The 25815-nt window shown below is 70.8% G+C and carries 26 protein-coding genes and 1 tRNA gene; 24 read left to right on the top strand and 3 right to left on the bottom strand.

The window, feature by feature from the left end:
- The first annotated feature begins 102 nt into the window (after window positions 1-102).
- Window positions 103-1329, top strand: a complete 1227-nt coding sequence (locus tag ACVW00_RS14660; RefSeq protein ID WP_457111635.1) for an acyltransferase family protein — start codon at window positions 103-105, stop codon at window positions 1327-1329.
- Between the two features lie 232 nt (window positions 1330-1561).
- Here the strand turns inward: ACVW00_RS14660 and ACVW00_RS14655 are convergent.
- A tRNA-Arg gene (locus tag ACVW00_RS14655) sits at window positions 1562-1634 on the bottom strand.
- A 94-nt stretch (window positions 1635-1728) separates the two neighbouring features.
- On the opposite strand from ACVW00_RS14655, the gene argS reads away from it, so the two are divergent.
- The 13 genes from argS (at window position 1729) to ACVW00_RS14590 (ending at window position 16700) form a co-directional block, all read left to right on the top strand.
- Entirely contained in the window at window positions 1729-3396 is a 1668-nt protein-coding gene (argS, locus tag ACVW00_RS14650; RefSeq protein WP_457111634.1) for an arginine--tRNA ligase, read from the top strand.
- Between the two features lie 7 nt (window positions 3397-3403).
- On the top strand, window positions 3404-4834 hold the full coding sequence (gene lysA, locus ACVW00_RS14645) for a diaminopimelate decarboxylase (protein ID WP_457111633.1): 1431 nt from the start codon (window positions 3404-3406) through the stop codon (window positions 4832-4834).
- A gap of 5 nt (window positions 4835-4839) precedes the next feature.
- Window positions 4840-6171: a homoserine dehydrogenase gene (locus ACVW00_RS14640; RefSeq protein WP_457111632.1), complete on the top strand. Its 1332-nt coding sequence runs from the start codon at window positions 4840-4842 to the stop codon at window positions 6169-6171.
- Window positions 6168-7235 (top strand): threonine synthase, encoded by a 1068-nt coding sequence (gene thrC / locus ACVW00_RS14635; protein WP_457111631.1) that lies wholly within the window; start codon window positions 6168-6170, stop codon window positions 7233-7235. Before ACVW00_RS14640 ends, thrC begins: the two co-directional genes overlap by 4 nt.
- Window positions 7232-8158, top strand: coding sequence for a homoserine kinase (thrB, locus tag ACVW00_RS14630; RefSeq protein WP_457111630.1), 927 nt, complete (start codon window positions 7232-7234; stop codon window positions 8156-8158). Before thrC ends, thrB begins: the two co-directional genes overlap by 4 nt.
- 202 nt (window positions 8159-8360) lie before the next feature.
- Window positions 8361-10316, top strand: coding sequence for a transcription termination factor Rho (gene rho, locus ACVW00_RS14625; protein ID WP_457111629.1), 1956 nt, complete (start codon window positions 8361-8363; stop codon window positions 10314-10316).
- 155 nt (window positions 10317-10471) lie between these two features.
- The gene (locus tag ACVW00_RS14620) at window positions 10472-10843 is read left to right on the top strand and encodes a response regulator transcription factor (protein WP_457111628.1); all 372 of its coding nucleotides are present in this window, start codon (window positions 10472-10474) and stop codon (window positions 10841-10843) included.
- 4 nt (window positions 10844-10847) lie between these two features.
- Complete coding sequence (locus tag ACVW00_RS14615) at window positions 10848-12446, top strand: ATP-binding protein (protein ID WP_457111627.1); 1599 nt, start codon at window positions 10848-10850, stop codon at window positions 12444-12446.
- 133 nt (window positions 12447-12579) lie between these two features.
- Window positions 12580-12828: a 50S ribosomal protein L31 gene (gene rpmE, locus ACVW00_RS14610; protein WP_457111626.1), complete on the top strand. Its 249-nt coding sequence runs from the start codon at window positions 12580-12582 to the stop codon at window positions 12826-12828.
- A 93-nt stretch (window positions 12829-12921) separates the two neighbouring features.
- Window positions 12922-13992 carry a peptide chain release factor 1 gene (gene prfA, locus ACVW00_RS14605; RefSeq protein WP_457111625.1) on the top strand — a complete coding sequence of 357 codons (1071 nt, stop codon included), beginning with the start codon at window positions 12922-12924 and terminating at the stop codon, window positions 13990-13992.
- Window positions 13989-14834 (top strand): peptide chain release factor N(5)-glutamine methyltransferase, encoded by an 846-nt coding sequence (gene prmC, locus ACVW00_RS14600; RefSeq protein ID WP_457111624.1) that lies wholly within the window; start codon window positions 13989-13991, stop codon window positions 14832-14834. The genes prfA and prmC overlap by 4 nt, the downstream gene beginning before the upstream one ends.
- A gap of 8 nt (window positions 14835-14842) precedes the next feature.
- Window positions 14843-15520 (top strand): L-threonylcarbamoyladenylate synthase, encoded by a 678-nt coding sequence (locus ACVW00_RS14595; RefSeq protein WP_457111623.1) that lies wholly within the window; start codon window positions 14843-14845, stop codon window positions 15518-15520.
- Complete coding sequence (locus ACVW00_RS14590; protein WP_457111622.1) at window positions 15513-16700, top strand: glycosyltransferase family 4 protein; 1188 nt, start codon at window positions 15513-15515, stop codon at window positions 16698-16700. Before ACVW00_RS14595 ends, ACVW00_RS14590 begins: the two co-directional genes overlap by 8 nt.
- Window positions 16701-17011: 311 nt before the next feature.
- Here the strand turns inward: ACVW00_RS14590 and ACVW00_RS14585 are convergent, their stop codons facing one another.
- A complete protein-coding gene (locus ACVW00_RS14585; RefSeq protein ID WP_457111621.1) occupies window positions 17012-17215 on the bottom strand; it encodes a hypothetical protein in 204 nt (67 codons plus the stop codon).
- A 21-nt stretch (window positions 17216-17236) separates the two neighbouring features.
- Here ACVW00_RS14585 and ACVW00_RS14580 point away from each other — a divergent pair, with 21 nt between their 5' ends.
- The 10 genes from ACVW00_RS14580 (at window position 17237) to ACVW00_RS14535 (ending at window position 25151) form a co-directional block, all read left to right on the top strand.
- Window positions 17237-17665 (top strand): hypothetical protein, encoded by a 429-nt coding sequence (locus ACVW00_RS14580; protein ID WP_457111620.1) that lies wholly within the window; start codon window positions 17237-17239, stop codon window positions 17663-17665.
- Entirely contained in the window at window positions 17662-18507 is an 846-nt protein-coding gene (gene atpB, locus ACVW00_RS14575) for a F0F1 ATP synthase subunit A (protein ID WP_457111619.1), read from the top strand. Before ACVW00_RS14580 ends, atpB begins: the two co-directional genes overlap by 4 nt.
- Before the next feature lie 70 nt (window positions 18508-18577).
- Complete coding sequence (locus tag ACVW00_RS14570; protein WP_457111618.1) at window positions 18578-18841, top strand: F0F1 ATP synthase subunit C; 264 nt, start codon at window positions 18578-18580, stop codon at window positions 18839-18841.
- A 35-nt stretch (window positions 18842-18876) separates the two neighbouring features.
- Complete coding sequence (locus ACVW00_RS14565) at window positions 18877-19407, top strand: F0F1 ATP synthase subunit B (RefSeq protein ID WP_457111617.1); 531 nt, start codon at window positions 18877-18879, stop codon at window positions 19405-19407.
- On the top strand, window positions 19407-20216 hold the full coding sequence (locus tag ACVW00_RS14560) for a F0F1 ATP synthase subunit delta (protein WP_457111616.1): 810 nt from the start codon (window positions 19407-19409) through the stop codon (window positions 20214-20216). The genes ACVW00_RS14565 and ACVW00_RS14560 overlap by 1 nt, the downstream gene beginning before the upstream one ends.
- A gap of 51 nt (window positions 20217-20267) precedes the next feature.
- The gene (gene atpA, locus ACVW00_RS14555; protein ID WP_457111615.1) at window positions 20268-21911 is read left to right on the top strand and encodes a F0F1 ATP synthase subunit alpha; all 1644 of its coding nucleotides are present in this window, start codon (window positions 20268-20270) and stop codon (window positions 21909-21911) included.
- Between the two features lie 2 nt (window positions 21912-21913).
- On the top strand, window positions 21914-22822 hold the full coding sequence (locus ACVW00_RS14550) for a F0F1 ATP synthase subunit gamma (RefSeq protein ID WP_457111614.1): 909 nt from the start codon (window positions 21914-21916) through the stop codon (window positions 22820-22822).
- Between the two features lie 65 nt (window positions 22823-22887).
- Window positions 22888-24348 carry a F0F1 ATP synthase subunit beta gene (gene atpD / locus ACVW00_RS14545; protein WP_457111613.1) on the top strand — a complete coding sequence of 487 codons (1461 nt, stop codon included), beginning with the start codon at window positions 22888-22890 and terminating at the stop codon, window positions 24346-24348.
- A complete protein-coding gene (locus ACVW00_RS14540; protein ID WP_457111612.1) occupies window positions 24348-24683 on the top strand; it encodes a F0F1 ATP synthase subunit epsilon in 336 nt (111 codons plus the stop codon). Before atpD ends, ACVW00_RS14540 begins: the two co-directional genes overlap by 1 nt.
- Before the next feature lie 21 nt (window positions 24684-24704).
- A complete protein-coding gene (locus tag ACVW00_RS14535) occupies window positions 24705-25151 on the top strand; it encodes a DUF2550 domain-containing protein (protein WP_457111611.1) in 447 nt (148 codons plus the stop codon).
- Window positions 25152-25215: 64 nt separating this feature from the next.
- On the opposite strand, the gene ACVW00_RS14530 is transcribed toward ACVW00_RS14535, so the two are convergent.
- Window positions 25216-25788: a cob(I)yrinic acid a,c-diamide adenosyltransferase gene (locus tag ACVW00_RS14530; RefSeq protein ID WP_457111610.1), complete on the bottom strand. Its 573-nt coding sequence runs from the start codon at window positions 25786-25788 to the stop codon at window positions 25216-25218.
- Between the last annotated feature and the right edge of the window lie 27 nt (window positions 25789-25815).

The raw sequence follows: 25815 nt of genomic DNA, 5'->3' as shown, positions 1-25815 counted from the left end.
GTGGTGTTCCCCACGTGGCGGCATGCCTGTCGCGTGACGGGGAACCCCCATGGGGAGGGTGCCCGCAGGGCCGGGCGAAGGGCAGGCGACCAGGAGGGGTTCGTGGCGAGATCCACGGTCATCGCGTCGCTGACGGGCGTCCGTCTGGTGGCTGCGGTGTGGGTGGTGCTCTTCCACATCTACCTGGTCAACGGCGACGACCTCGCCGCCGCGCACCCGCTGGTGGACTCCATGGTCGGCCCGGTGGTGAGCCAGGGAGACCTGGGTGTCGACCTCTTCTTCCTGCTCTCCGGGTTCGTGCTCGCCCACAACTACCTCGACCGGCTGGGCGCGCACCCCTCGCTGGCGGGCGCGGCCGGCTTCCTCTGGCTCCGGCTGGCCCGGATCTGGCCGCTCTACATGCTCGCGATCGTCGGTGGCGGCCTGCTGCTCGCCCTCCGGTTCCAGCTGTGGGGCACGCCGCCGAACGTCCCGCTCACGATGTCGCACTTCGTCGCGCAGGCGTTCATGGTCCAGCAGTGGGGCGCCGGCAACGTCCCCAACACGAGCTGGACGGGTCCCGCGTGGTCGATCTCGGCCGAGTGGCTGGCCTACCTGTGCTTCCCGGTGCTCGCGCTGGCGGTCTGGCGGCTCCGGCGCCTGGTCGGACCCGGCTCCCTGATCGTCCTCGGTGCGATGGCGCTGCTCCCGGCACTGGTGTGGACCGGGACCGCACACACCCAGGCTGCGCCGTACATGTGGCTCGTGCGCCTCGCGGGCGAGTTCACCTGCGGTGTCCTGCTCGCGGCCGCGGCCCAGCACGAACTGCCGCGACTGGCCCGTGCCGCCGGCTGGCTGGCGCCCATGACGGTCGTCGCAGGCGCCGGATGGCTCTACCTCGCCGGTGCGGTCGACCGGCCGTGGCTCGGTCCGCTGGTGCTCGCGCTCTTCCCCGCGCTGGTGCTCGCGCTGGCCCACGGCGACAGCCGGCTGCACCGGTGGCTCGGCAGCCCGCCGATGGTCCTCGGCGGTGGAGTCTCGTTCGCCCTGTACCTCGTGCACGTGCCGCTGCTCAAGCTCTTCCGCGACGCCCTCGACCACGGCGCTCTCCCGCTCGACCCGCGGGTGCAGGTGTACGGCGAGCTCGTGGTCGCCGCGCTGAGCCTCCTGCTCGCGTGGGCGCTGTTCCGCCTCGTCGAGGAGCCTGCTCGTCGACGGCTGCGGGTCCTCGGGCCGGAGGTGGTCGCCGCGGCGACGCGGCTGCGGACGCCGCCGCTGGAGCGGATCGCGCCGGTGCCGGTCGGCCTCGAGCACGCGGTCGAGCAACAGGCGCGCCGCGTCCTCAGTTGAGGATCCACGGAGAGCCGTTCAGACCGACAGCCGGGTCCCGGGGATCAGGAAGGGCCGCTGGTCGCGGTGGTTGCGCATGCGTGAGGTCACGGTGGACCTGGAGGCACCTGTGCGGTGCCGGGTGAACACGTTCATGGTGGGCTCCTCTGGAGGTTGGTTGCAGAGGTAGACCGCACGACGCGGCGGAACTCATCGGTGGGGACGGAAGATCACGCCCGGTGGGACACGAGGGCGCCTCCGGCAGGATTCGAACCTGCGACACCTGGTACCGGAAACCAGTGCTCTATCCCCTGAGCTACGGAGGCATGCACCGAGAGGTCGACCCTTGCGGCGCGCAGGTGAACAGTACCGGTCGATACTGCCGCGCTGGAAACCGGTGCCCGCCGATAGGCTTGTCCGGTGAATCCCGCGCAGCTCTCGGCCGCCGTCGTCGACGCCCTCTCCGCCCTCGTGGCGGAGGGCGCCCTCGACCTGCCCGAGGGTGTGCCCGCCGAGGTCACCGTGGAGCGTCCCCGCCAGAAGGGCCACGGCGACTACGCCACCAACGTCGCGATGCAGCTGGCCAAGAAGGCCGGCACCAACCCGCGGGCGCTCGGCGAGGTGCTCGCGGCGCGACTCCGTGAGGCTGACGGGGTGAGCGCGGTCGAGGTCGCGGGTCCCGGATTCCTCAACATCACCGTCGAGGCGGGCGCGCAGGGACAGGTGGCGGCCGAGATCGTCGCCGCCGGGGCGTCGTACGGGCACACCGAGGTGCTCGCCGGGCAGTCGGTCAACGTGGAGTTCATCTCGGCCAACCCCACCGGGCCCCTGCACCTCGGGCACACCCGGTGGGCCGTCCTCGGTGACGCGATCGGCCGCGGGCTCGGCGCCGCCGGCGCCGCGGTGACCCGGGAGTTCTACATCAACGACCGCGGGGTCCAGATGGACCACTTCGCGGACTCGATCGTGGCGGCGGCGCTCGGGGAGCCGACACCGGAGGACGGGTACGCCGGCGAGTACATCGCCGACCTCGCGAAGGCGGTCGAGGCCGAGAGTGCCGGGATCTTCGACCTGCCCCCCGACGAGCGGCGCACGGCCGTCCGGGCGAAGGGCTACGAGCTCCAGCTGCGCGAGCAGCAGGAGGCGCTCGCCCGGTTCAACACCCACTTCGACGTTTGGTTCTCCGAGCAGTCCCTGCACGCGTCCGGCTCGGTGCCGGAGACGCTCCAGCGGCTCAAGGACCTCGGCCACGTCTACGAGAACGACGGCGCCCTGTGGATGCGGACCACCGAGTTCGGCGACGACAAGGACCGGGTGCTGATCAAGTCCGACGGCGAGCTGACGTACTTCGCGTCCGACACCGCCTACTACCTCAACAAGAGGTCTCGCGGCTTCGACCACTGCATCTACCTCCTCGGCGCCGACCACCACGGCTACGTCAACCGGCTGCGCGCGATGGCGGCCTGCGTCGGCGACGACCCCGACGAGACGCTGGACGTGATGATCGGCCAGCTCGTGAAGATCGTCCGCGACGGTGTCGAGCTGAAGCTGTCCAAGCGGGCCGGCACGCTGGTGACCCTCGACGAGCTGGTCGAGGAGATCGGCGTCGACGCGCTGCGCTACTCCCTGGCGCGCTACCCGGCGGACTCGCCGCTGGTGCTCGACGTCGCCGAGATCACGAAGGCGTCCAACGACAACCCCGTCTACTACGTGCAGTACGGCCATGCGCGCACCTGCCGGATGATGGAGAACGCCGCCGACATCGGGATGAGCCTCCCCGACGACTTCGACCCGTCGCTGCTCAGCCACGAGCGCGACCGTGCGCTGCTGCGGGCGCTGGCCGAGTTCCCCCGGGTGGTCGCGGGCGCGGCGGAGCTGCGCGAGCCGCACCGGATCGCGCGCTACCTCGAGGACACGACGGCGATCTTCAACCGCTGGTACGACACCAAGGAGTGCCGGATGCTGCCGCAGGGCGACGAGCCGGTCACGCCGGCCAACGAGGCGCGCCTGATGCTGGTGGTGGCCTCGCGGGTCGTGCTCGCCAACGGGCTTGACCTGCTCGGGGTCAGCGCGCCGGAGCGCATGTGAGCGCCCGGTGAGGGCCCACGAGGCCGGCTGGGCGCACGCGGTGGAGTCGGCCCGCGGCCCTGCCTGGCTCCGGCAGCCCGAGGACCCGAACGCCCTGGTCGAGCACCTCTGGTCCACGACGGCCCGCAAGGTCGACGGGGTGCTGGAGGTGGGCGGGGTGCCGCTCACCGAGCTGGTCGCCGAGCACGGCTCGCCGGCGTACGTGCTCGACGAGGCCGACTTCCGCAGCCGCGCACGCGCCTTCCGCGACGCGTTCTCCGCCTACGACGTCTACTACGCCGGCAAGGCGTTCCTCTGTACGACGGTCGCGCGCTGGATCGTCGAGGAGGGCCTCTTCCTCGACGTGTGCACCGGCGGCGAGCTCACCGTCGCCGAGCGCGCCGGGGTACCTCCGGAACGGATCGGCTTCCACGGCAACAACAAGTCCGTCGCCGAGCTCACCAGGGCGGTCGAGCTGGGCATCGGGCGGATCATCGTGGACTCCTTCCACGAGATCCAGCGGCTGGCGGAGATCGTGTCCCGAGGGACCTCGACCGGCGCGACCGCGAACGCCCGGGTCATGCTGCGCGTGACGGCCGGCGTCGAGGCGCACACGCACGAGTACATCGCGACCGCCCACGAGGACCAGAAGTTCGGCTTCTCGATCAGCAGTGGCGACGCCCTCGCCGCGGCGCAGCAGATCCACGAGACCCCCGGCCTCGAGCTGCTCGGCCTGCACTCGCACATCGGCTCGCAGATCTTCGACTCGTCGGGCTTCGAGGTGGCCGCCCGCAGGGTGCTCGCGCTGCACGCTCAGATCTCCGACGAGGTCGGCGTCGTGCTTCCCGAGCTCGACCTCGGTGGCGGGTTCGGGATCGCCTACACCACCCAGGACGACCCGTCCGACCCCGCGCAGCTGGCGATCGAGCTCACCAAGATCGTGACCGAGGAGTGCAAGGCCCGTGACCTCGACGTGCCGCGGCTGAGCATCGAGCCCGGGCGGGCCATCGTCGGACCGGCGATGTGCACCGTCTACGAGGTGGGCACGGTGAAGGCGGTCGAGCTCGACGGGGGCGCGGTCCGCACCTATGTCAGCGTCGACGGCGGCATGAGCGACAACATCCGCACGGCGCTCTACGACGCCGACTACTCCTGCACGCTCGCCGGGCGCAGCTCCGACGCGCCGGTCCTGCTCACCCGGGTCGTCGGGAAGCACTGCGAGGCGGGCGACATCGTGGTCAAGGACGAGTTCCTCCCCGGCGACCTCGTGCCCGGTGACCTGCTCGCCGTGGCAGCCACCGGCGCGTACTGCCGGTCCATGGCCAGCAACTACAACCACGCGCTGCGGCCGCCGGTGGTGGCGGTGCGCGACGGGGTCAGCCGTGTCGTGGTCCGCCGCGAGAGCGAGGACGACCTGCTGAGACTTGACGTCGGCGCCGACGTCCTGGTGGAAGACTGAGCCCGGTGAGCAGTGACGAGCACGGCGTTGGCAGCGAACGACCTGTACGCGTGGCGATGCTCGGCTGCGGCGTGGTCGGCAGCCAGGTTGCGCGCCTGATCCAGGAGCAGGCCGGCGACCTCGCCGCCCGGGTGGGCGCGCCCGTCGAGCTGGTCGGTGTCGCCGTACGCCGACTGGGCCTCGCGCGCGCCGCCGACCTGCCGGCGGACCTGTTCACCACCGACGCGGAGGCGCTCGTCGCCCGCGACGACGTCGACGTCGTGATCGAGGTGATCGGCGGCATCGAGCCGGCGCGCACCCTGATCCTGTCGGCACTGGCCCACGGAGCGTCGGTGGTCACGGCCAACAAGGCGCTGCTCGCCGACGACGGGGCCACCCTGTTCGCGGCCGCCGAGGCGGCTCGCCGCGACCTCTACTACGAGGCGGCGGTCGCCGGCGCGATCCCGATCCTGCGTCCGCTGCGCGAGTCGCTCGCTGGTGACCGGGTCACGCGCGTGCTCGGCATCGTCAACGGCACCACGAACTTCATCCTCGACCGGATGGACACCTCCGGCGCGGGCTTCACCGAGGCGCTCGAGGAGGCCCAGGCACTCGGGTACGCCGAGGCCGACCCGACCGCCGACGTCGAGGGCTTCGACGCGGCGGCGAAGGCCGCGATCCTGGCCAGCCTGGCGTTCCACACTCGCGTCAACGCCGAGGACGTCTACCGGGAGGGCATCGCCGAGGTCACCGCGAGCGACGTCCGGTCGGCGCGCGAGATGGGCAGCGTGGTCAAGCTGCTGGCGATCTGCGCGCTCGAGGACGGCCCCGACGGCCCGGCTGTCTCGGCGCGGGTGCACCCGGCGATGATCCCGAGGAGCCACCCGCTGGCGAGCGTGCGCGAGGCCTACAACGCGGTCTTCGTCGAGAGCGAGGCCGCGGGCCAGCTGATGTTCTACGGTCCCGGCGCGGGCGGTGCACCGACCGCGAGCGCGGTGCTCGGCGACCTGGTGACGGTCGCCCGCAACCGGCTGGCCGACGTGCGCGGCGCGGGTGAGTCGGCGTACGCAGCGCTGCCGATCCTGCCGATGGGCCGCACCGAGACCCGCTACCACGTGCAGCTCGACGTCGACGACAAGGCCGGCGTGCTCGCCGCCGTCGCCCAGGCGTTCGCCGAGCACGACGTGTCGATCCAGACCGTGCGCCAGGAGGGCCGCGGCGACGACGCCCAGCTGGTGGTGGTCTCGCACAGCGCGAGCGACGCCGACCTGGCCGCGACCGTCGAGACGATCCGCCGGATGGCGTTCGTGCGCGACGTCTCCTCGGTGATGCGCGTCGAGGGAGCGCTGGAGGCATGAGCCGTCACCAGTGGCTCGGCGTGATCGAGGAGTACCGCGACCGTCTCGACCTCCCGGAGGGCACGCCGACGATCTCCCTGCGCGAGGGCGGCACGCCGATGGTGCAGTCGGGCTGGCTGTCCGGACTGCTGGGCGCGGAGGTCTGGCTGAAGGTCGAGGGCGACAACCCGACCGGCTCGTTCAAGGACCGCGGCATGACCGTGGCCCTCTCGGTCGCGGTGGGCCAGGGCGCGAAGGCGGTGGTCTGCGCCTCGACGGGCAACACCTCGGCCTCGATGGCGGCCTACGCAGCACGGGCCGGGATCAAGCCGCTCGTGCTGGTGCCGCAGGGCAAGATCGCGGCAGGCAAGCTCGCCCAGGCGATCGTGCACGGCGCCCAGGTGATCATGGTCCGCGGCAACTTCGACGACTGCCTCCGCCTGTCCCGCTCGCTGGCCGACGACTACCCGGTCGCGCTGGTGAACTCGGTGAACCCGATGCGCCTGGAGGGCCAGAAGACGGCGTCCTTCGAGATCGTCGACTTCCTGGGCCGGGCGCCCGACGTGCACGTGCTGCCGACCGGCAACGCGGGCAACATCTCGGCGTACTGGAAGGGCTACAAGGAGTACGTCGACTCCGGCGACGCCACCCACACCCCGGTGATGCGGGGCTGGCAGGCCGAGGGCGCGGCACCGCTGGTGCTCGGACACCCCGTGCCCGACCCGGAGACGGTCGCGTCGGCCATCCGGATCGGCAACCCCGCGTCGTGGGACCTCGCGGTCGCCGCGGCGCAGGAGTCGGGGGGCCGGTTCCGCAAGGCCAGCGACGAGCAGATCCTCGCCGCCCAGCGCGACCTGGCGTCCCGTGAGGGCGTGTTCGTCGAGCCGGCGTCCGCAGCCGGTGTCGCCGGGCTGCTCATCGAGCACGCCGAGGGCGCCGACCTGCGCGGCCAGACCGTCGTGGTGACCGTCACCGGCCACGGCCTGAAGGACATCGACACGGCGCTGTCCGGGTTCACCGACCTGGTCGACAACGTCGTCGACGCCGACGTCGAGTCAGCCGCGCGGGCCGCCGGACTCGCATGACCGCCGACCCAGTCGCCGGCGTGGTGAGCGGTCCGGTCACCGTGCAGGTCCCGGCCACCAGCGCGAACCTCGGCCCTGGCTTCGACTGCTTCGGTCTCGCGCTCGACCTGCACGACACGCTCACCGCCGAGGCCGCGGCGTCCGGCGAGTCCGGGCTGGTCGTGGACATCGAGGGGGAGGGCGCCGACTTACTCCCGCGTGACGAGACGCACCTCGTGGTGCGCGCGATGTCCGCCGCCTTCGCGGCTGCGGGCGTCGAGCCGCGTGGGTTGCGGCTGCGCTGCGAGAACGTCATCCCGCAGGCGCGCGGACTCGGCTCGTCATCGGCAGCGATCGTCGGCGGCCTCGCCCTGGCCCGGGCGCTGCTCGAGGACGGCCCGACGTTGCTGCCCGACACCGTGCTCCTGACGCTGGCCAACCGCCTCGAGGGGCACCCCGACAACGTCGCGCCCGCCCTGTTCGGCGGCTTCGTGATCTCCGGGCAGGACGGCGAGGACGTCTGGGCCGACCAGTCGCCGATCGCGCCGGAGGTCTCGGCGGTCGTCTTCGTCCCGCCGGGAGGGCTCAGCACCGAGACAGCGAGGGGGCTGCTGCCCGCGGACGTCCCGCACGCCGCGGCTGCCGCGAACACCGGGCGGGCCGCGCTGCTGGTCGCCGCGCTCGCCCACGCGCCGCAGCGTTTGCTGCGCGCGACCGAGGACTTCCTCCACCAGGACTACCGCGAGCCGGCGATGCCCGAGTCGCTCGCACTGGTCCGCTCACTGCGCGCGGCGGGGCACGCCGCGGTTGTCTCCGGAGCCGGGCCGACGGTGCTCGTCCTCACCGTCGACGGGCCCGGGTCGCTGGTCGAGCACTGTCCGGCGGGCTGGGCGACCTACCCGCTCGCGGTGGACCACGCCGGCGTCCGTACGGTGGCGTCCTGACCGCTCGCTGGTGCTACTGTGGCGGCAGCGTCCAGAGAGATCGCACCCTGATCCACGATCACCGCGACACCCAGACGCATCCTTCCTGATCTGACCTCACGCACCGGTTCCGCCTTCGTGCGCACAGGTGTCTTGGCAGCATCGGGCAACCGCACCGAGCCGACGCCCATTCGTCCGGCCCAGCAAGGGGGAAGGACCCCACATGACGGAAACCACCCAGACCACCGCCGGTCCCGGCAGCACCGCGCCCGAGGACAGTGCGGCGCAGAGCAAGGCCTCGAGCAACGGGGCCGCTCCGGCACGCAAGGCAGGTGGGCTGAGCACCATGCTGCTGCCCGAGCTCAAGCAGGTCGCAGGCGGCCTGGGGATCAAGGCCACCGGCATGAAGAAGGCCGAGCTCGTCGCCGCGATCAAGGCGGCCCAGAGTGGGGGCCAGAGTGGGGGCCAGGGCGGGGGTCGCGCCGCGAAGCGCGACCCGAAGGCCGACCAGAAGCCTGAGCAGGCAGCCGACCGCCAGCCGGAGAGCCGACCCGACGACCGGGCCGACGACGGCCAGGCCGGTGACCGCGGCGAGCGGGACCAGTCCCGGCGCGAGCGTCCGGACCGGCAGCGACAGGACCGCGCCGCGCAGGAGCCCCGCGAGGAGGCCGGTCAGGCACGTGACCAGGACCGCGGGAACCAGGGCAACCAGGACCGGCAGGGCAACCAGGATCGCCAGGGCAACCAGGATCGCCAGGGCAACCAGGACCGGCAGGGCAACCAGGACCGGCAGGGCACCCAGGACCGGCAGGGCAACCAGGACCGGCAGGGCAACCAGGACCGGCAGGGCAACCAGGACCGGCAGGCCAACCAGGGCAACCAGGGCCAGGCGAACCGCGACGACGACCCCGGCAGCCGGCGCAACCGGCGCCGGCGCGGCCGTGACCGCGCTGTCCCGCAGAGCGGCGGCAGCGGCGGGGCTCCCCAGCCCGGCCGGGGCGGTCGCAGCGAGCCGGACCTTCAGATCCTCGAGGACGACGTCCTCACCCCGTGCGCCGGCATCCTCGATGTGCTCGACAACTACGCGTTCGTGCGCACCAGCGGCTACCTCCCCGGCACCGAGGACGTCTACGTCTCGCTGTCGATGGTCCGCAAGTACGGCCTGCGCCGCGGTGACGCGATCACCGGGCAGGTGCGCCAACCTCGCGAGGGTGAGCGCCGGGAGAAGTTCAACCCGCTGGTCGTCATCGACACGGTCAACGGCGCCGACCCGGAGGCCGCCAAGGACCGCGTGGAGTTCAGCAAGCTGACCCCGTTGTACCCCTCGGAGCGCCTGCGCCTGGAGACCACCCCGACCAACCTGATCGGCCGGGTGATCGACATCGCCGCCCCGATCGGCAAGGGCCAGCGCGGCCTGATCGTCTCGCCGTCGAAGGCCGGCAAGACGATGATCATGCAGTCGATCGCGAACTCCATCACCACCAACAACCCCGAGTGCCACCTGATGGTGGTCCTGGTCGACGAGCGCCCCGAGGAGGTCACCGACTTCGAGCGCTCGGTCAAGGGCGAGGTGATCAGCTCGACGTTCGACCGCCCCGCGACCGACCACACCACCGTCGCCGAGCTGGCGATCGAGCGCGCCAAGCGCCTGGTCGAGCTCGGCCACGACGTCGTCGTGCTGCTCGACGGCATCACCCGGCTGGGTCGTGCCTACAACCTCGCCGCTCCGGCGAGCGGGCGCATCCTCTCCGGCGGCGTCGACTCGGCGGCCCTCTACCCGCCGAAGCGGTTCTTCGGCGCAGCTCGCAACATCGAGGACGGGGGATCGCTGACGATCCTCGCCACCGCGCTGATCGAGAGCGGCTCGAAGATGGACGAGGTGATCTTCGAGGAGTTCAAGGGCACCGGCAACATGGAGATCCGGCTGCGCCGCGACTTCGCCGACAAGCGGATCTTCCCCGCGATCGACGCCGTCCAGTCGGGCACGCGCCGCGAGGAGCTCCTGATGAGCAAGGACGAGCTCGCGATCATCTGGAAGCTGCGGCGGGTGCTCTCGGGCCTCGACGGACAGCAGGCCCTCGAGCTGCTGCTCGAGCGGCTCAAGAAGTCCCAGAACAACCTCGAGTTCCTCATGCAGGTCCAGAAGACGACCCCCACGGCCAACGGCCAGGAGTCCTGACGCTGCGAGGGCTGCCGGCTCTCCGGGAGGAGCGATCCGTGCATAACGCCCGAGTCGCCGGGGACGACTGGATATGCTGACCGCCGTGGCGCTGTCAGGCGCCGTCGGGGATGGGGCCACGTGAGTTCCACAGCGGTACGAAGAGGGGGGTCGCGATGGCGCGCATCGTGATCGCGGACGACGACGCGGACATCCGCGAGCTGGTCGTGTTCAAGCTGCGGCACGCCGGCCACGAGGTGCTGCCCGTCGCCGATGGTGCAGCCGCCGTGGAGGCGTGCCTCTCGAACAAGCCGGACCTGGTCATCCTGGACGTGATGATGCCCGGCATGAGCGGCCTCGACGCGGCCCGCGCGCTGCGCGCGGACGACACGATGGCCAGCGTGCCGATCATCATGCTGACGGCGCGGGCCCAGGAGCCCGACATCGAGCAGGGCTTCGACGCAGGGGCTGACGACTACGTCGTGAAGCCCTTCAGTCCGCGAGAGCTCGCCTCGCGAGTAGCGGCCGTGCTCGCGCGGAGCACCTGACGCCATGGCGTCCGCGGCCGGAGGTGGCGGACGCAGCTCGGTCCGGCGCCACCTCTCGGCCCTGGTCGCGGCGAACCTGCTGGTGCTCCTTGCCGTCGGGATCGGCGGCATCGTCGCGACCGCCCGCGCACACCACTCCGTCCACTACCTGACCGAGCGGGTCGAACCGGTGGCCCGCACGAACGCAGCGATGCTCCAGGTCCTCACCGACGCCGAGACCTATGCCTGGGGCTACAGCATCTCCACCGACCCCCAGCTGCTGGAGCAGTACCGCGCCTCGGCGGCGCGCTTCCACATCCTTCGCGATCGGCTGGATCAACAGGCGACCCTCGATCCCGAGGTGGCTCTGCTGGCGGACGACTTCGTGCTCGCCGCGAACACCTGGTTCACGGCGTACGCCGAGCCTCGGGTGGCCGGCCCGGTCGGTCCGACGACCTACGACGCCGGACGGTTCGAGCGGGGTCTTCGGCTCTTCGACGAGGTGCAGAAGACGAACGCCGCCGTCTCGACGCGCCTGGAGGAGCTCTCGCGCGCCGCGGATCGGCATGCCGACGACCTGGTCCGGCGGATCATCGCGCTCCTGGTCGGCCTGGTCCTCGCTGCCGCCGCCCTGAGCCTCCTGGTCGATCGGCTGGTGGCGCGACGCGTGACCGAGCCGCTCGGCGAGCTGGAGCTCACCGCCCACCGCCTGGCGATCGGTGAGCACGATGCCCGCGCACCGGTCACCGGCCCTCGTGAGGTGCTGCAGGTGGCCACCGCCATCAACCGGATGGCCGACGAGAACGACCGAGCCCGCTCGGTGGAGGCGCGGGTCGTCGAGCAGCTGCGCGACCTCGACGCGGTGAAGTCGGACTTCGTCTCCAACGTCTCGCACGAGCTCCGCACCCCGCTGACCAGCATCCTGGGCTACCTCGAGCTGCTCGAGGAGGAGGTGCGCGGTCACGCCCACCAGTCCGAGTCCGAGATGATCGAGGCGGCCAAGCGGAACGTCGTACGGCTCGGCGAGCTCATCGACGACCTGCTCGCCCTGACCAGGTCGGAGGCCCAGCGCACCGAGCTCGCGCCCCTCGACCTCGCCCAGCTGGCCGGCGACGTCGTCACGGACCTCCGGGTCGCCTCGCGGCAGCAGGGGGTCGACATCCGGCTCGACCTGGCCGGCGGGCCGGTCCCCGTGCTGGCCGACGGCAGCCAGATCTCGAGAGTGCTCACCAATCTCGTGAGCAACGCCGTGAAGTTCAGCCCGGGAGACTCCGAAGTGATGGTCACGGTCTTCGCCGAGGGGAACGACGCCGTCCTGAGCGTCGAGGACCACGGGATCGGGATCCCCGAGGCGGAGCTGGACCAGCTCGGCTCGCGGTTCTACCGGGCCTCCAACGCCGTCGGCCTGGGCATCACCGGCACCGGGCTCGGCCTGCGGATCGTGCAGGCGATCGTCGAGGACCACCACGGCAGCGTCGACCTGCGCTCGACGCTCGGTGCGGGCACGACGGTGTGGGTGCGGATCCCGCTCGCCCACGCCGAGCTGCCGCTGGAGCTCGGGGGCGCTCCGGACGCGGCGGAGACGACGCCGGCGCGGGAACAAGGGACGCCCCGTCGCGGTTGACACCGGTGTCACCCTCGCCCGAGATTTCTCCACGATTTCTCCGGGGGGACCCCGGGTGGCACAATCATTGGTCGGCTCCGGTTCACGCTCGCGCTCGCGGGCGACCCGGCGGCTGTCAGACCGAGAGGAAACCATGAAGACCGACATCCACCCCGATTACGTCGTGACCCAGGTGACGTGCACCTGTGGCAACACCTTCACGACGCGCAGCACCTCGGCCAGCGGCTCGCTGCACGCCGACGTGTGCTCCAACTGCCACCCCTTCTACACCGGCAAGCAGAAGATCCTCGACACCGGTGGTCGCGTGGCCCGCTTCGAGGCGCGCTACGCCAAGAAGGCCCCGGAGAAGGCTGCCGAGAAGGACGCCGAGACCTCCAAGTAGCTTCGTCGAACGCCGGTCCCGCAGCGCTGCTGCGGTGACCGGCGTTCTGCGTGTTCCGGTCGTTCGGCAGAGTTCCTGGCAGGAGGTGGCAGCGTGTTCGAGGCAGTCGAGGCACTGATCGAGGAGCACTCCGCCCTGGAGGACGTCCTCGCGGACCCCTCCCTGCACTCCGACCAGGCCCGGGCGAGGAAGGTCAACCAGCGGTACGCCGAGCTGTCGGCGATCGTGCGCACCTACCGCGACTGGCAGCGGCTCGGCGACGACGCCGCCGCCGCCCGTGAGCTCGACGACGACCCGGAGTTCGCCGCGGAGGCCGAGCAGCTGGCCGCGCGCCGCGCCGAGGCCGAGGAGCACCTGCGCCGGCTGCTGGTCCCGCGTGACCCGGCCGACGGCAAGGACGCGATCCTCGAGGTGAAGTCGGGGGAGGGCGGCGAGGAGTCAGCCCTGTTCGCCGGTGACCTGCTGCGCATGTACACCCGGTACGCCGAGCAGCGAGGCTGGTCCACCGAGATCCTCGACGCCGCCGAGTCCGACCTCGGCGGCTACAAGTCGGTGACGGTGGCGGTCAAGGCGAAGGGCACGCCGGCGCCCGGCGAGGCGCCGTACGCTCTGCTGAAGTTCGAGGGCGGCGTGCATCGGGTCCAGCGGGTGCCGGTCACCGAGAGCCAGGGGCGGGTGCACACCTCGGCGGCGGGCGTGCTCGTGATGCCCGAGGCCGAGCAGGTCGACGTGTCCATCGACGAGAAGGACCTGCGCATCGACGTGTTCCGTTCCAGCGGCCCTGGCGGCCAGAGCGTCAACACCACCGACTCCGCGGTCCGGATCACCCACCTGCCCACCGGCATCGTGGTCAGCTGCCAGAACGAGAAGTCCCAGCTGCAGAACCGCGAGCAGGCGATGCGGATCCTGCGTGCCCGGCTGCTCGCGGCCGCCCAGGAGGAGGCCGCATCCGAGGCGAGTGACGCGCGCCGGTCGCAGGTGCGCACCGTCGACCGCTCCGAGCGGATCCGCACCTACAACTACGCGGAGAACCGCATCTCCGACCACCGCACCGGCTACAAGGCCTACAACCTTGACCAGGTGCTCGACGGTGCGCTCGACCCGGTGATCGAGTCGTGCGTCGCCGCGGAGATGGCGGCGCGCCTCGAGGCCCTGAGCGAATGACCGGCGCTCGCGACCTACTCCAGGAGGCCGCCGACCGGCTGGATCGGGCAGGGGTCGCGAGCCCCGAGTACGACGCAGCGGAGCTGCTCGCGTTCAGCCTCGGGACCACGAGATCTCGTCTGGCGCTCGTCGAGGACGTGGCGGCGGACGCCGAGGCACGGTTCACGAGGCTCGTCGAGCGCCGCGCCGGCCGGGTGCCGCTGCAGCACCTGACCGGCACGGCCGCCTTCCGGCACGTCGAGCTCGCGGTCGGGCCCGGAGTGTTCGTGCCGCGGCCCGAGACCGAGCTGCTCGCCGGCTGGGCGCTCGAGCGGGCCGCCGAGGTGCGCGGCCGACCGCCCGTGGTCGTCGACCTGTGCACCGGGTCGGGCGCGGTCGCGCTCAGCGTCGTCACCGAGCTGCCCGCGGCCGACGTGCACGCCGTCGAGCTGGACCCGGATGCGTTCGCGTGGGCCGCGCGCAACCTCGCCGGCGGTGGGGTCGATCTCCGCGAGGGCGACATGGCGGACTCGTTCCCCGACCTCGACGGGTCTGTCGACGTGGTGGTCTGCAACCCGCCGTACATCCCGCTCGGGGCCTACGACGGCGTCGCGGCCGAGGCGCGCGACCACGACCCGGCCCTGGCGCTGTGGTCCGGTGAGGACGGCCTGGAGGCGATCCGGGTGCTCGAGCGGGTCGCCGCGAGGCTGCTGCGGCCGGGCGGCCACGTCGGGTCCGAGCATGCCGACGTGCAGGGGGAGTCGGCTCCGGGCGTCTTCGTCAGGGCCGGGCGCTGGGCCGACGTACGCGATCACCGGGACCTGGCCGGTCGACCGCGCTACCTGACCGCCAGACGGGCATGATGAGTCCCGTGCCGACCCGCTACGACGCCACCGACCCCGCGGAGCGGGAGGCCGGGCTCGCTGCCGCCACCACCGCGATCAGGTCCGGTGAGCTGGTGGTGCTGCCGACCGACACGGTCTACGGCCTGGCTGCCGACGCCTTCGACGCCGTCGCGGTACGCCGGCTGCTCGACGCCAAGGGCCGTGGCCGCGACATGCCGCCGCCCGTGCTCGTGGGCTCGGCCGCCACCCTCGACGCGCTCGGGTCGGGGGTGCCCAGCTGGGCCCGCATCCTCGTCGAGCACTACTGGCCGGGCCCGCTGACGATCGTCGTGCGCGAGCAGTCGTCGCTGCAGTGGGACCTCGGCGAGACCCGCGGCACGGTCGCGGTGCGGATGCCGCACGACCCCGTGGCACTCGAGCTGCTCGGTCGCACCGGACCGCTCGCGGTGAGCTCGGCGAACACCACCGGCAAGCCGGCGGCGACCGATGCCGACCAGGCCACGTCCATGCTCGGTGGCTACGTCGCCGTGGTGCTCGACGGCGGCCCGACCGTGGACGACCGCGCCTCCACGATCGTCGACTGCACCGGCGCCCAGCCGAGGGTGCTGCGTGCCGGGGCGGTCCCCGTCGCGGAGCTGCGCAGCGTGCTCGCGGACGAGGTCGCGCTAGACGACCTGACCGAGGAGGCCCCACCGGGTGCGTGAGTACCTCCTCGTCTTCCTCGCGGCCGCCGTGGTCAGCTACCTGCTGTGCGTCGTCGCCCGGGAGCTCGCGATGCGCACGGGTGCGGTGGCCGAGGTCCGCGACCGCGACGTGCACGCGGTGCCGATCCCGTACTTCGGCGGCGTCGCGATGCTCGGCGGCCTCGGCGCCGGCTTCCTGGTGGCCCACCACCTGCCGTTCCTGAGCCGGTCGCAGCCGGCGGTGTTCCACGACGCCGGGGTGGTGATCATCGGGGGCGCGATCATCTGCGCCGTCGGCGTGCTCGACGACCTGCTCGAGCTCGACGCCCTCACCAAGCTCGGCGGCCAGGTGGTCGCGGCCGGCTTCCTGGTCGTCAACAACGTGCAGCTGTTCTCGCTCCGCGTGCCCGGCGTCGGCCAGTGGGTGCTCGACCCCACCCAGGCGATGATCATCTCCGTCGTGCTGGTCGTCGGCACGGTCAACGCGATCAACTTCGTCGACGGCCTCGACGGCCTGGCCGGTGGCATGGTCGCGATCGGCGCGGTTGCCTTCTTCGTGTTCTCCTACCGGCTCGCCGACGTCAACGGCTACACCCTCGCGATCACCGCGGCTCTGCTCTGCGCCTGCCTGGGCGGCGCCTGCGTCGGCTTCCTGCCGCACAACTTCTTCCCGGCCCGCATCTTCATGGGTGACTCCGGGTCGATGCTGCTCGGGCTGGTCCTCTCCGGCTCGGCTCTCGCGCTCACCGGCCAGTTCGCGGGTGTCCAGCTGAACCAGACCGGCGACTTCGACGCCGGCGGATCGCTGGTCATCCTGCTCCCGGTCCTGCTGCCGGTCTCGATCCTCGTCGTGCCGTTCCTCGACCTCGTGCTCGCGGTCGTACGACGTACGCGACGAGGCCAGATGTTCTACCACCCGGACAAGCAGCACCTGCACCACCGGCTGCTGGAGTTCGGCCACAGCCAGCGGGTCGCGGTGCTGATCATGTGGCTCTGGGCAGGGCTGGTCGCCTTCGGCGCCGTCCTGGTCAGCCTGTACGCGAGCGTCCTGAGCATCCTGGTCACCGTCGTCTGGGCGGTGGTCACCCTGGCACTGACCTTCGTGCTGCCGCGCCTGCAACGGCACGGCCCTGTCCCCCCGGCGACACCCGCACCGGCGCCGGCTGCGGCCACCTCGCCGGCCCCCGACACGGGTCGCTGAGGGCCCCATCGGCCGATCCGCGGACCCCGGGTTTCGCCCGTCCGGGAGTTTGTGCTACTTTTCACAAGCACCCCGACCGCCGTTGACGACCGACAAGAGGCCGCCATGACGACCGCAGCGAACAGGCCCCTTCCGGGGCGTTCTCAGGCGGTTCTCAGGCGGCCGAACTGCTGTGGTAGCGTCGCCGGGTCGTCGCCCGCCGACATTCTCTCGGAGCCCTTCGCACTCGTGCAGGGCTCGCGACCGGGCGACCACATGCCCCCCGCACGAACGGACCAGACTGGATGGCCGATGACCCGACCGAGAGCGGCCTACGTGGCCGCGACCTCATCGGCCTCGGTGGACTTCTGGTCGGTGGCGTCGTCGGCGGGATGCTCGTCGGCCTCCTGGTCGACCACCTCCTCGACTCCTCGCCGGCCGGCGTCCTGGTCGGCGTCGCGCTCGGCGTCGTCCTCGGGTGTACCGGCTTTGCGCTTCGGGTACGACGCGCACTTCGGGGCTGACCGCCTGACCACGGCCGCAGGAGGTGCGCAGTGATGACCGACGAGAGCACCGCCGTGACCGCCTCCCTGCCCGAGCGCGCGACCGTGGGCCGGGTCGTCCGCGACCAGCGCAAGACGATCTGGGTCGCCGTCGTGCTGATGGTGCTCGGCCTCTTCTTCGGCCAGTACGACGAGTGGACCCTGGCGTTCTGCATCGCCGGTGGCGTCCTGCTCGGCCTGCTCAACCACCTCGTCACCGAGTTCTGGCTGCTCCGGATCATCACCGGTGGCGCGCAGCCCACCCGCGGCGAGCTGACCCGTACGACGATCGTCCGGCTGGCGGTCCTGTCGGTGGTCGCGATCGGTGCCGCCGTCGCCTTCTGGCCCGCCGGCATCGGGCTGCTGCTCGGCCTGGCGATCTTCCGCCTGATCTCGCTGGTGATGACCGCGATCCCGCTTCTGAAGGAGCTGAAGAACGCATGATCCACGCGCTCGCGCCCCGCGCCCCCATGATCGACATCCATCCCGGCGAGCACGTCGAGCGGCACTTCGCCGGCATGACGTTCAACATGGACACGATCTGGACCACGGCGATCGCCGGCATCATCGTGGTGCTGCTGGGGTTCTGGGCCCGTTCGGCCCTCACCAAGCGGCCCGACGACCACGTGCCGAGCAAGATCCAGCTGATCTGGGAGGCCGTCGTCGGCGAGGTGCAGACCCAGGTCGAGGACAACCTCGGCCGGGTGCACCCGTTCGTGGTGCCGCTCGCCGTCGCGCTGTTCTTCTTCATCCTGATCGCGAACTGGCTCGAGCTGATCCCCAGCGAGCTCGACCACCCCAACGTCCACCTGCTCCCGGCGCCGACGGCCGACACCAACCTGACCTACGCGATGGCGATCCTCGCGATGGTCGGGGTCTGGACCTACGGCATCCGGCAGAAGGGCCTGAGGGGCTACCTCAAGCACTTCGTCGAGCCCTACCCGGTGCTGCTCCCGCTGAACATCCTCGAGGAGCTGGTCAAGCCGATCACGCTCGCGCTGCGGCTCTTCGGCAACATCTTCGCCGGCGGCATCATGCTGGCGCTGATCGCGGGTATCACCGGCTGGATCGCATGGGCGCCCAACATCATCTGGAAGCTGTTCGACATGGCGATCGGCGGCATCCAGGCCTTCATCTTCGCGCTGCTGGTGGTGCTCTACTTCGGCATGGCCGGCGCCGGTCACGACGAGGAGCACGGCGAGCACGGCGTCGAGGTCGACCCGACGGACCAGGAGCGCGAAGCGCACGACGCACCATCCGCATCCGTGACCGAACCTGTGGCCTGAGCGCCCGCTCAGCCGCACCCAGCTGTACAACCAAGGCGTCGAGTGATCGGCGTGGAACTCAAGGAGAGACATGGCAGTCAAGAACACTGAGCAGGCCATCAGCCTCGCCGGCGCTTTCGTCGGTGGCGGTCTTGCCCTCGCCGGCGGCGCCATCGGTGCCGGCATCGGTGACGGCCTTGCCGGTTCGTCCTACATCCAGGGCGTCGCCCGCCAGCCCGAGGCGCAGGGCCGCCTGCAGACGATCTTCTTCCTCACGGTCGGTCTGGTCGAGGCGATGTTCTTCATCAACCTCGCGTTCATGGCGCTGTTCGTCTTCGTGCTCGGCGGCAAGTGACCTTCGCCGGTCGTCCACAGACAGGGAATGACTAGATGACACCGCTCGAGAGCAACTTCCTCGTGCCGAACGGCACGTTCTTCGTCGAGCTGTTCGCGTTCCTGCTGATCCTCTTCATCCTGGGCAAGTACGTCATCCCGCCGATCAACGCGGCGATGACGGCCCGCCAGGAAGCGATCCGCAAGCAGTTCACGGACCTCGACCAGGCCAAGGCCGACGCGAAGTCGGCCGAGGAGGAGTTCCGCGCCCAGATCGCGGACGCTCGTCACGAGGCCGCGCGCATCCGTGAGGAGGCGCGTGAGCAGGGCGCGGGGATCATCGCCGAGATGCGCGAGCAGGCCCAGGCCGAGGCGGCCCGGATCGTCGAGCACGCCCACAGCCAGATCGAGGCCGACCGCCAGCAGGCGGTCACCTCGCTCCGCGCCGAGGTCGGCTCGCTCGCGACCGACCTCGCCGGCCGGATCGTCGGCGAGGCGCTCGAGGACCAGGCCCGGCAGAGCCGGGTCGTGGACCGGTTCCTCGCCGACCTCGAGGCCGACACGGCGGGGCAGGGAGCCACGCAGTGATGCACGGATCCTCCTCGGACTCCCTGGCCACCCTGACCGAGCAGGTCGTGGCGGCCGTCGACGGCGGCAGCGACGGTGCCGAGCTCGGCACCGGGCTGTTCGCCGCCTCCGGGGTCCTCGTCGACGAGCCGTCGCTGCGGCGCGCGCTGACCGACCCGTCGACCGAGGCGGCTGCCCGCACCGGTCTCGCCGAGGCGGTCTTCGGCAAGCACGTCTCCGAAGCAGCCGGGTCGGTCGTCGCGAAGGCGGCCGGGCTGCGGTGGGTGTCGAGCGGCGACCTGGGCTCGGCCCTGGAGCAGCTCGGAGTCGTCGCCATCGTCCGCGCCGCCGACCGTGAAGGCGCGGGAGACCGGCTCGAGGCAGAGCTGTTCGACTTCGGCCGCACGGTCACCGAGCACCACGACCTGCGCAGCGCGCTGTCCGACCCCGCGCGATCGGTCGAGGACAAGCGTGCGCTCGTGCGCTCGCTGCTCGACGGCAGGGCACACCCGGGCACCGTGATGCTCGTCGAGCAGGCGGCCGGCGGCCGCCACCTCACCCTGACGAACGCGATCGACACGTTCGTTGAGCTCGCGGCCGCCTCGCGCGACCGCGTGGTCGCGACGGTCCGGGTCGCGCAGCCGCTGGCCGAGGACGAGGAGAAGCGCCTCGCCGCGGCCCTCTCGGCCCAGTACGACCGCACCGTGCACCTGAACACCGTGATCGACCCGTCGGTCCTCGGCGGCATCCACGTCACTGTCGGCGACGAGGTCGTCGACGGGACCGTGTCCAGCCGCCTTGCCGAGGCCGGCCGCCGGCTCGCCGGCTGACCCGGCTCACCCAGACAACGAAGTGTTCGTAGAACAGAGAGTAGGGAAGAAATGACGGAGCTTTCGATCCGTCCGGAGGAGATCCGCGACGCGCTGGCGAAGTACGTCGCCGACTTCCAGCCGGCGGCAGCCAGCAAGGAAGAGGTCGGCACCGTCGCTTCGGCCGGTGACGGCATCGCCCGGGTGACCGGGCTCCCGTCGGCGATGGCCAACGAGCTGCTCGAGTTCGAGGACGGCACCCGTGGTCTGGCACTGAACCTCGACGTCCGCGAGATCGGCGTCGTGATCCTCGGTGACTTCGCCGGGATCGAGGAGGGCCAGCCGGTACGCCGTACCGGCGAGATCCTGTCGGTGCCCGTGGGCGACGGCTTCATGGGCCGGGTCATCGACCCGCTCGGCAACCCGATCGACGGCCTGGGCGAGATCGACTCCCAGGCGCGCCGCGCGCTGGAGCTGCAGGCGCCGACCGTGATGCAGCGCAAGTCGGTGCACGAGCCGCTGGCGACCGGCATCAAGGCGATCGACGCCCTGACGCCCATCGGCCGCGGTCAGCGCCAGCTCATCATCGGCGACCGCGCGACCGGCAAGACCACGATCGCGATCGACACGATCATCAACCAGAAGCAGAACTGGGAGACCGGCGACCCGACCAAGCAGGTCCGCTGCATCTACGTCGCGATCGGCCAGAAGGGCTCGACGATCGCGTCGGTGCGTGGCGCCCTCGAGGCGGCCGGCGCGCTGGAGTACACGACGATCGTGGCCTCACCGGCCTCCGACAGCGCGGGCTTCAAGTACCTCGCCCCGTACACCGGCTCGGCCATCGGCCAGGAGTGGATGTACGACGGCAAGCACGTGCTGATCATCTTCGACGACCTGACCAAGCAGGCCGAGGCCTACCGCGCGGTGTCGCTGCTGCTGCGCCGCCCGCCGGGCCGCGAGGCCTACCCGGGTGACGTGTTCTACCTGCACAGCCGGCTGCTCGAGCGCTGCGCGAAGCTGTCCGACGACCTCGGAGCCGGGTCGATGACCGGACTGCCGATCATCGAGACCAAGGCGAACGACGTCTCGGCGTACATCCCGACCAACGTCATCTCGATCACCGACGGGCAGATCTTCCTGCAGTCCGACCTGTTCGCGGCCAACCAGCGCCCGGCGATCGACGTCGGCGTGTCGGTCTCCCGTGTGGGTGGTGCGGCGATGACCAAGGCGATGAAGTCGGTCACCGGCTCGCTGAAGGTCGACTTGGCGCAGTTCCGCGCGATGGAGGCGTTCGCGATGTTCGCCTCCGACCTCGACGCGGCGTCGCGCCAGCAGCTCGACCGCGGCTCGCGGCTGATGGCCCTGCTCAAGCAGCCGGCGTACTCGCCGTACCCGCTGCCCGAGATGACCGTCTCGCTGTGGGTCGGCACCACCGGTCGCCTGGACCGGGTGCCGGTCGAGGACGTGCTCCGGTTCGAGAACGAGTTCCTGGACTTCCTGCGCCGGTCCCACGCCGGCATCCTGGACGGGATCCGGGAGTCCAACGCCTTCGACGACGACACCGCCAGCTCGCTGGAGAAGGCCTACGACTCCTTCCTCGACCAGTTCGAGACCGCCGAGGGCAAGTCGATCAAGCCCGGCACCGAGGCCCAGGTCGACCCCGTCACGGATGACGAGCTCGAGCAGGAGCAGATCGTCAAGCAGAAGAGGTCCTAGGCATGGCCGTATCGCTGCGTGAGTACCGCGCACGGATCAAGTCGACCGAGTCGATGAAGAAGATCACGCGTGCCATGGAGCTCATCGCTGCGTCCCGGATCATCAAGGCGCAGCAGCGGGCCCAGCAGGCCGCGCCGTACGCCCGCGAGCTGACCCGCGCGGTCTCGGCGCTGGCGACGTACTCCGACGTCGACCACCCGCTGACCACCGAGCCGGAGAACCCGACCAAGGCGGCGGTGCTGATCATCACCAGCGACCGCGGCCTGGCCGGCGCCTACTCCTCGAGCGTGCTCAAGGAGGGCGAGCGGCTGGCCGAGCGCCTGCGGGCCGAGGGCAAGCAGATCACGACGTTCATCGCCGGCCGGAAGGGCGAGGCGTACTACCGCTTCCGCAACCGCCCGGTGAAGGACACGTGGACCGGCTTCTCCGACCAGCCGGCGTACGACAACGCCCGTGAGATCGGCGCGGCCCTGATCGACGCGTTCGTCGACGAGAGCGACGAGGGCGTCGACGAGGTGCACATCGTCTATACGCGCTTCCGCTCGATGCTGGTGCAGGAGCCGCACAGCGTGCGGATGCTGCCGCTGGAGGTCGTCGAGGGTGAGGAGAAGCCCGACGCCGACGAGGTGCTGCCGCTCTACGAGTTCGAGCCCGAGCCGGACGCGGTGCTCGACGCGCTGCTGCCGCGCTACGTGCAGAGCCGGATCTACTACGCGTTGCTGCAGGCCTCCGCGTCGGAGCTGGCCGCGCGCCAGAAGGCGATGAAGTCGGCGACGGACAACGCCGACGAGCTGATCAAGAAGTTCACCCGTATCGCCAACCAGGCCCGCCAGGCCGGTATTACCCAGGAAATCAGCGAGATCGTCGGAGGCGTCAACGCGCTCGCCGACGCACAAGCCGCCAATGAATGAGGCTGTGAGTGAGCTACCTGAAAGCCTCCAGACAGACCAAGCCAAAAGCCGGGAGTGAGTGAGACATGACTGCCACCATCAACGAGAACGCCACGGCTGGGGCCGAGGGCGCCAACACCGGGCGGATCGCCCGCGTCATCGGCCCGGTGGTCGACATCGAGTTCCCCACCGACTCGATGCCGGAGATGTACAACCTGCTCGAGACCGAGCTGACGCTCGCCGGGGAGACCAAGAAGCTCTCGCTCGAGGTCGCCCAGCACATCGGTGAGGGCATGGTCCGCGCGATCTCCCTACAGCCGACCGACGGCCTGGTCCGCGGAGCGACGGTCACCGACACCGGCGCGCCGATCACGGTGCCCGTCGGCGACGCGACCCTCGGCCACGTCTTCAACACCCTCGGCGAGTGCCTCAACCTCGAGGAGGGCGAGAAGCTCGAGGTCAAGGAGCGCTGGGGCATCCACCGCAAGGCGCCGGCCTTCGACCAGCTCGAGTCCAAGACGCAGATGTTCGAGACCGGCATCAAGGTCATCGACCTGCTGACGCCGTACGTGCAGGGCGGCAAGATCGGCCTGTTCGGTGGCGCCGGCGTGGGCAAGACGGTGCTGATCCAGGAGATGATCGCCCGTGTCGCCAAGGACCACGGCGGTGTGTCGGTGTTCGCCGGTGTCGGCGAGCGCACCCGTGAGGGCAACGACCTCATCGTCGAGATGGAGGAGGCCGGCGTCATCGGCCAGACCGCCCTCGTCTTCGGCCAGATGGACGAGCCGCCGGGCACCCGTCTCCGGGTGGCCCTGTCGGCGCTGACGATGGCGGAGTACTTCCGCGACGTGCAGGGCCAGGACGTGCTGCTGTTCATCGACAACATCTTCCGGTTCACCCAGGCCGGCTCGGAGGTCTCGACGCTGCTCGGCCGGATGCCGTCCGCGGTGGGCTACCAGCCGAACCTCGCCGACGAGATGGGCACGCTCCAGGAGCGGATCACCTCGACGCGTGGTCACTCGATCACCTCGATGCAGGCGATCTACGTGCCTGCGGACGACTACACCGACCCGGCGCCCGCGACCACGTTCGCCCACCTCGACGCCACCACCGAGCTGTCGCGCGAGATCGCGTCGCTCGGCATCTACCCGGCGGTGGACCCGCTGACGTCGACCTCGCGGATCCTCGACGCCCAGTACATCGGGCAGGCGCACTACGACTGCGCGATCAGGATCAAGCAGATTCTGCAGCGCAACAAGGAGCTCCAGGACATCATCGCGATCCTCGGTGTCGACGAGCTCTCCGAGGAGGACAAGATCATCGTGTCCCGCGCCCGCCGGATCCAGCGGTTCCTCTCGCAGAACACCTACGTCGCCAAGCAGTTCACCGGCATCGAGGGCTCGACGGTCCCGGTCTCGGAGACCATCGAGGCGTTCAACAAGATCGCCGACGGTGAGTACGACCACGTCGCCGAGCAGGCGTTCTTCATGTGCGGCGGTCTGGACGACGTCGAGCGGAAGTGGGCCGAGATCCAGAAGGGTCTCTGATGGCATCGACGATGAAGGTCTCCCTCGTCGCGGCCGACCGCGAGGTCTGGTCCGGCGAGGCGACCGTCGTCAACGCGCGGACGCTGGCCGGCGAGATCGGCATCATGGCCAACCACACGCCGATCATGTCCGTGCTCGACGAGGGTCAGGTCGACGTGCGCACGGTGGACGACGGTCACTGGGTGGCCGCGATCGACGGCGGCTTCATCTCGGTGGCGAACAACGAAGTGCGGTTGTTGTGCGAGCATGCTGAGATCTCCTTCGAGAGCAACTACGAAGAGGCGAAGCGGTTGCTCGAGGAGGCGAAGGCACGGTCCATGGCAGCAGCGAACTGACGTTCGCCCGAGAGGGGCCCGATGAGCGGATGGCAGTGGCTGCTCGACTCAGCCGGTGTCGTGCTGCTCGTCGTCCTGGGCTACGGCCTGCTGCTCGTCGTACGCCGCAGGGTGCTGTCCCGCCACGGGGGCACCTTCGAGCTCTCCGTCCGCGTCCGGTCCTCACAGGCCGGGCGCGGTTGGGTTCTGGGCCTCGGTCGCTACCGCGACGGGCAGCTGGAGTGGTTCCGGATCTTCTCGCCCTCTCCCCGCCCGCGCCGCACCTGGCAGCGCTCGCAGCTGCACATCACCGGTCAGCGTGAGCCCTCGGGCCCCGAGTCCTTCGCGTTGTACGGCGGCCACGTGATCGTCGAGTGCAGCACTCCGGCCGGTCCCGCCGAGCTGGCGATGAGCTCCTCGGCGCTGACCGGGTTCTCGTCGTGGCTGGAGTCCGGTCCGCCGGGGTCGGACTGGGACCGCGGGCGCTGAGCGTTCGTCTGCCGGTCTGTGGCTGGCTGGCACCAGGTGACGTCCGGCCGATCCGCGGCGACTCCTACCGCTCGCCCCCCGGCACCCACAGCACGTCGCCGTTCTCGCGGTTCGCGTGCCGGGCCAGGATGAACAGCAGGTCGGAGAGCCGGTTGAGGTAGGTGATCGCGAGCTGGTTCATCGAGTCGGCGTACTCCGCCCAGGCGGTCCAGGCCGAGCGCTCGGCGCGCCGCACGACCGTGCGGGCGACGTGGAGCTGCGCGGCGGCCGGCGTGCCGCCGTTGAGGATGAAGGAGCGGAGCGCCGGGAGGTGCTCGTTGTACTCGTCGCACCAGCCCTCGAGACGGTCGACGTACTCCTGCTCGATCCGGAGCGGCGGGTGCGCCGGATCGGCGACGACCGGCGTGCACAGGTCGGCGCCGACGTCGAAGAGATCGTTCTGGACGTGGGTCAGCAGGGCGAGGACGTCGGCGTCGAGGCCGCCGGTCGCCAGCGCGACACCGATCTGGGCGTTCGCCTCGTCGACGTTCGCGTAGGCCTCCAGGCGGGGATCGGTCTTCGAGGTCGAGCTCATGTCGCCCAGACGCGTCTCGCCCGCGTCGCCGGTGCGGGTGTAGATCCGGGTGAGGTTGACCATGGCCCCACCCTAGTGCGGGCAAACGGG

It is taken from the genome of Marmoricola sp. URHA0025 HA25, from assembly GCF_054059435.1.
The sequence above is the reverse complement of the archived record's forward strand: the minus strand, read 5'-3'. Positions and strand labels throughout refer to the sequence as shown.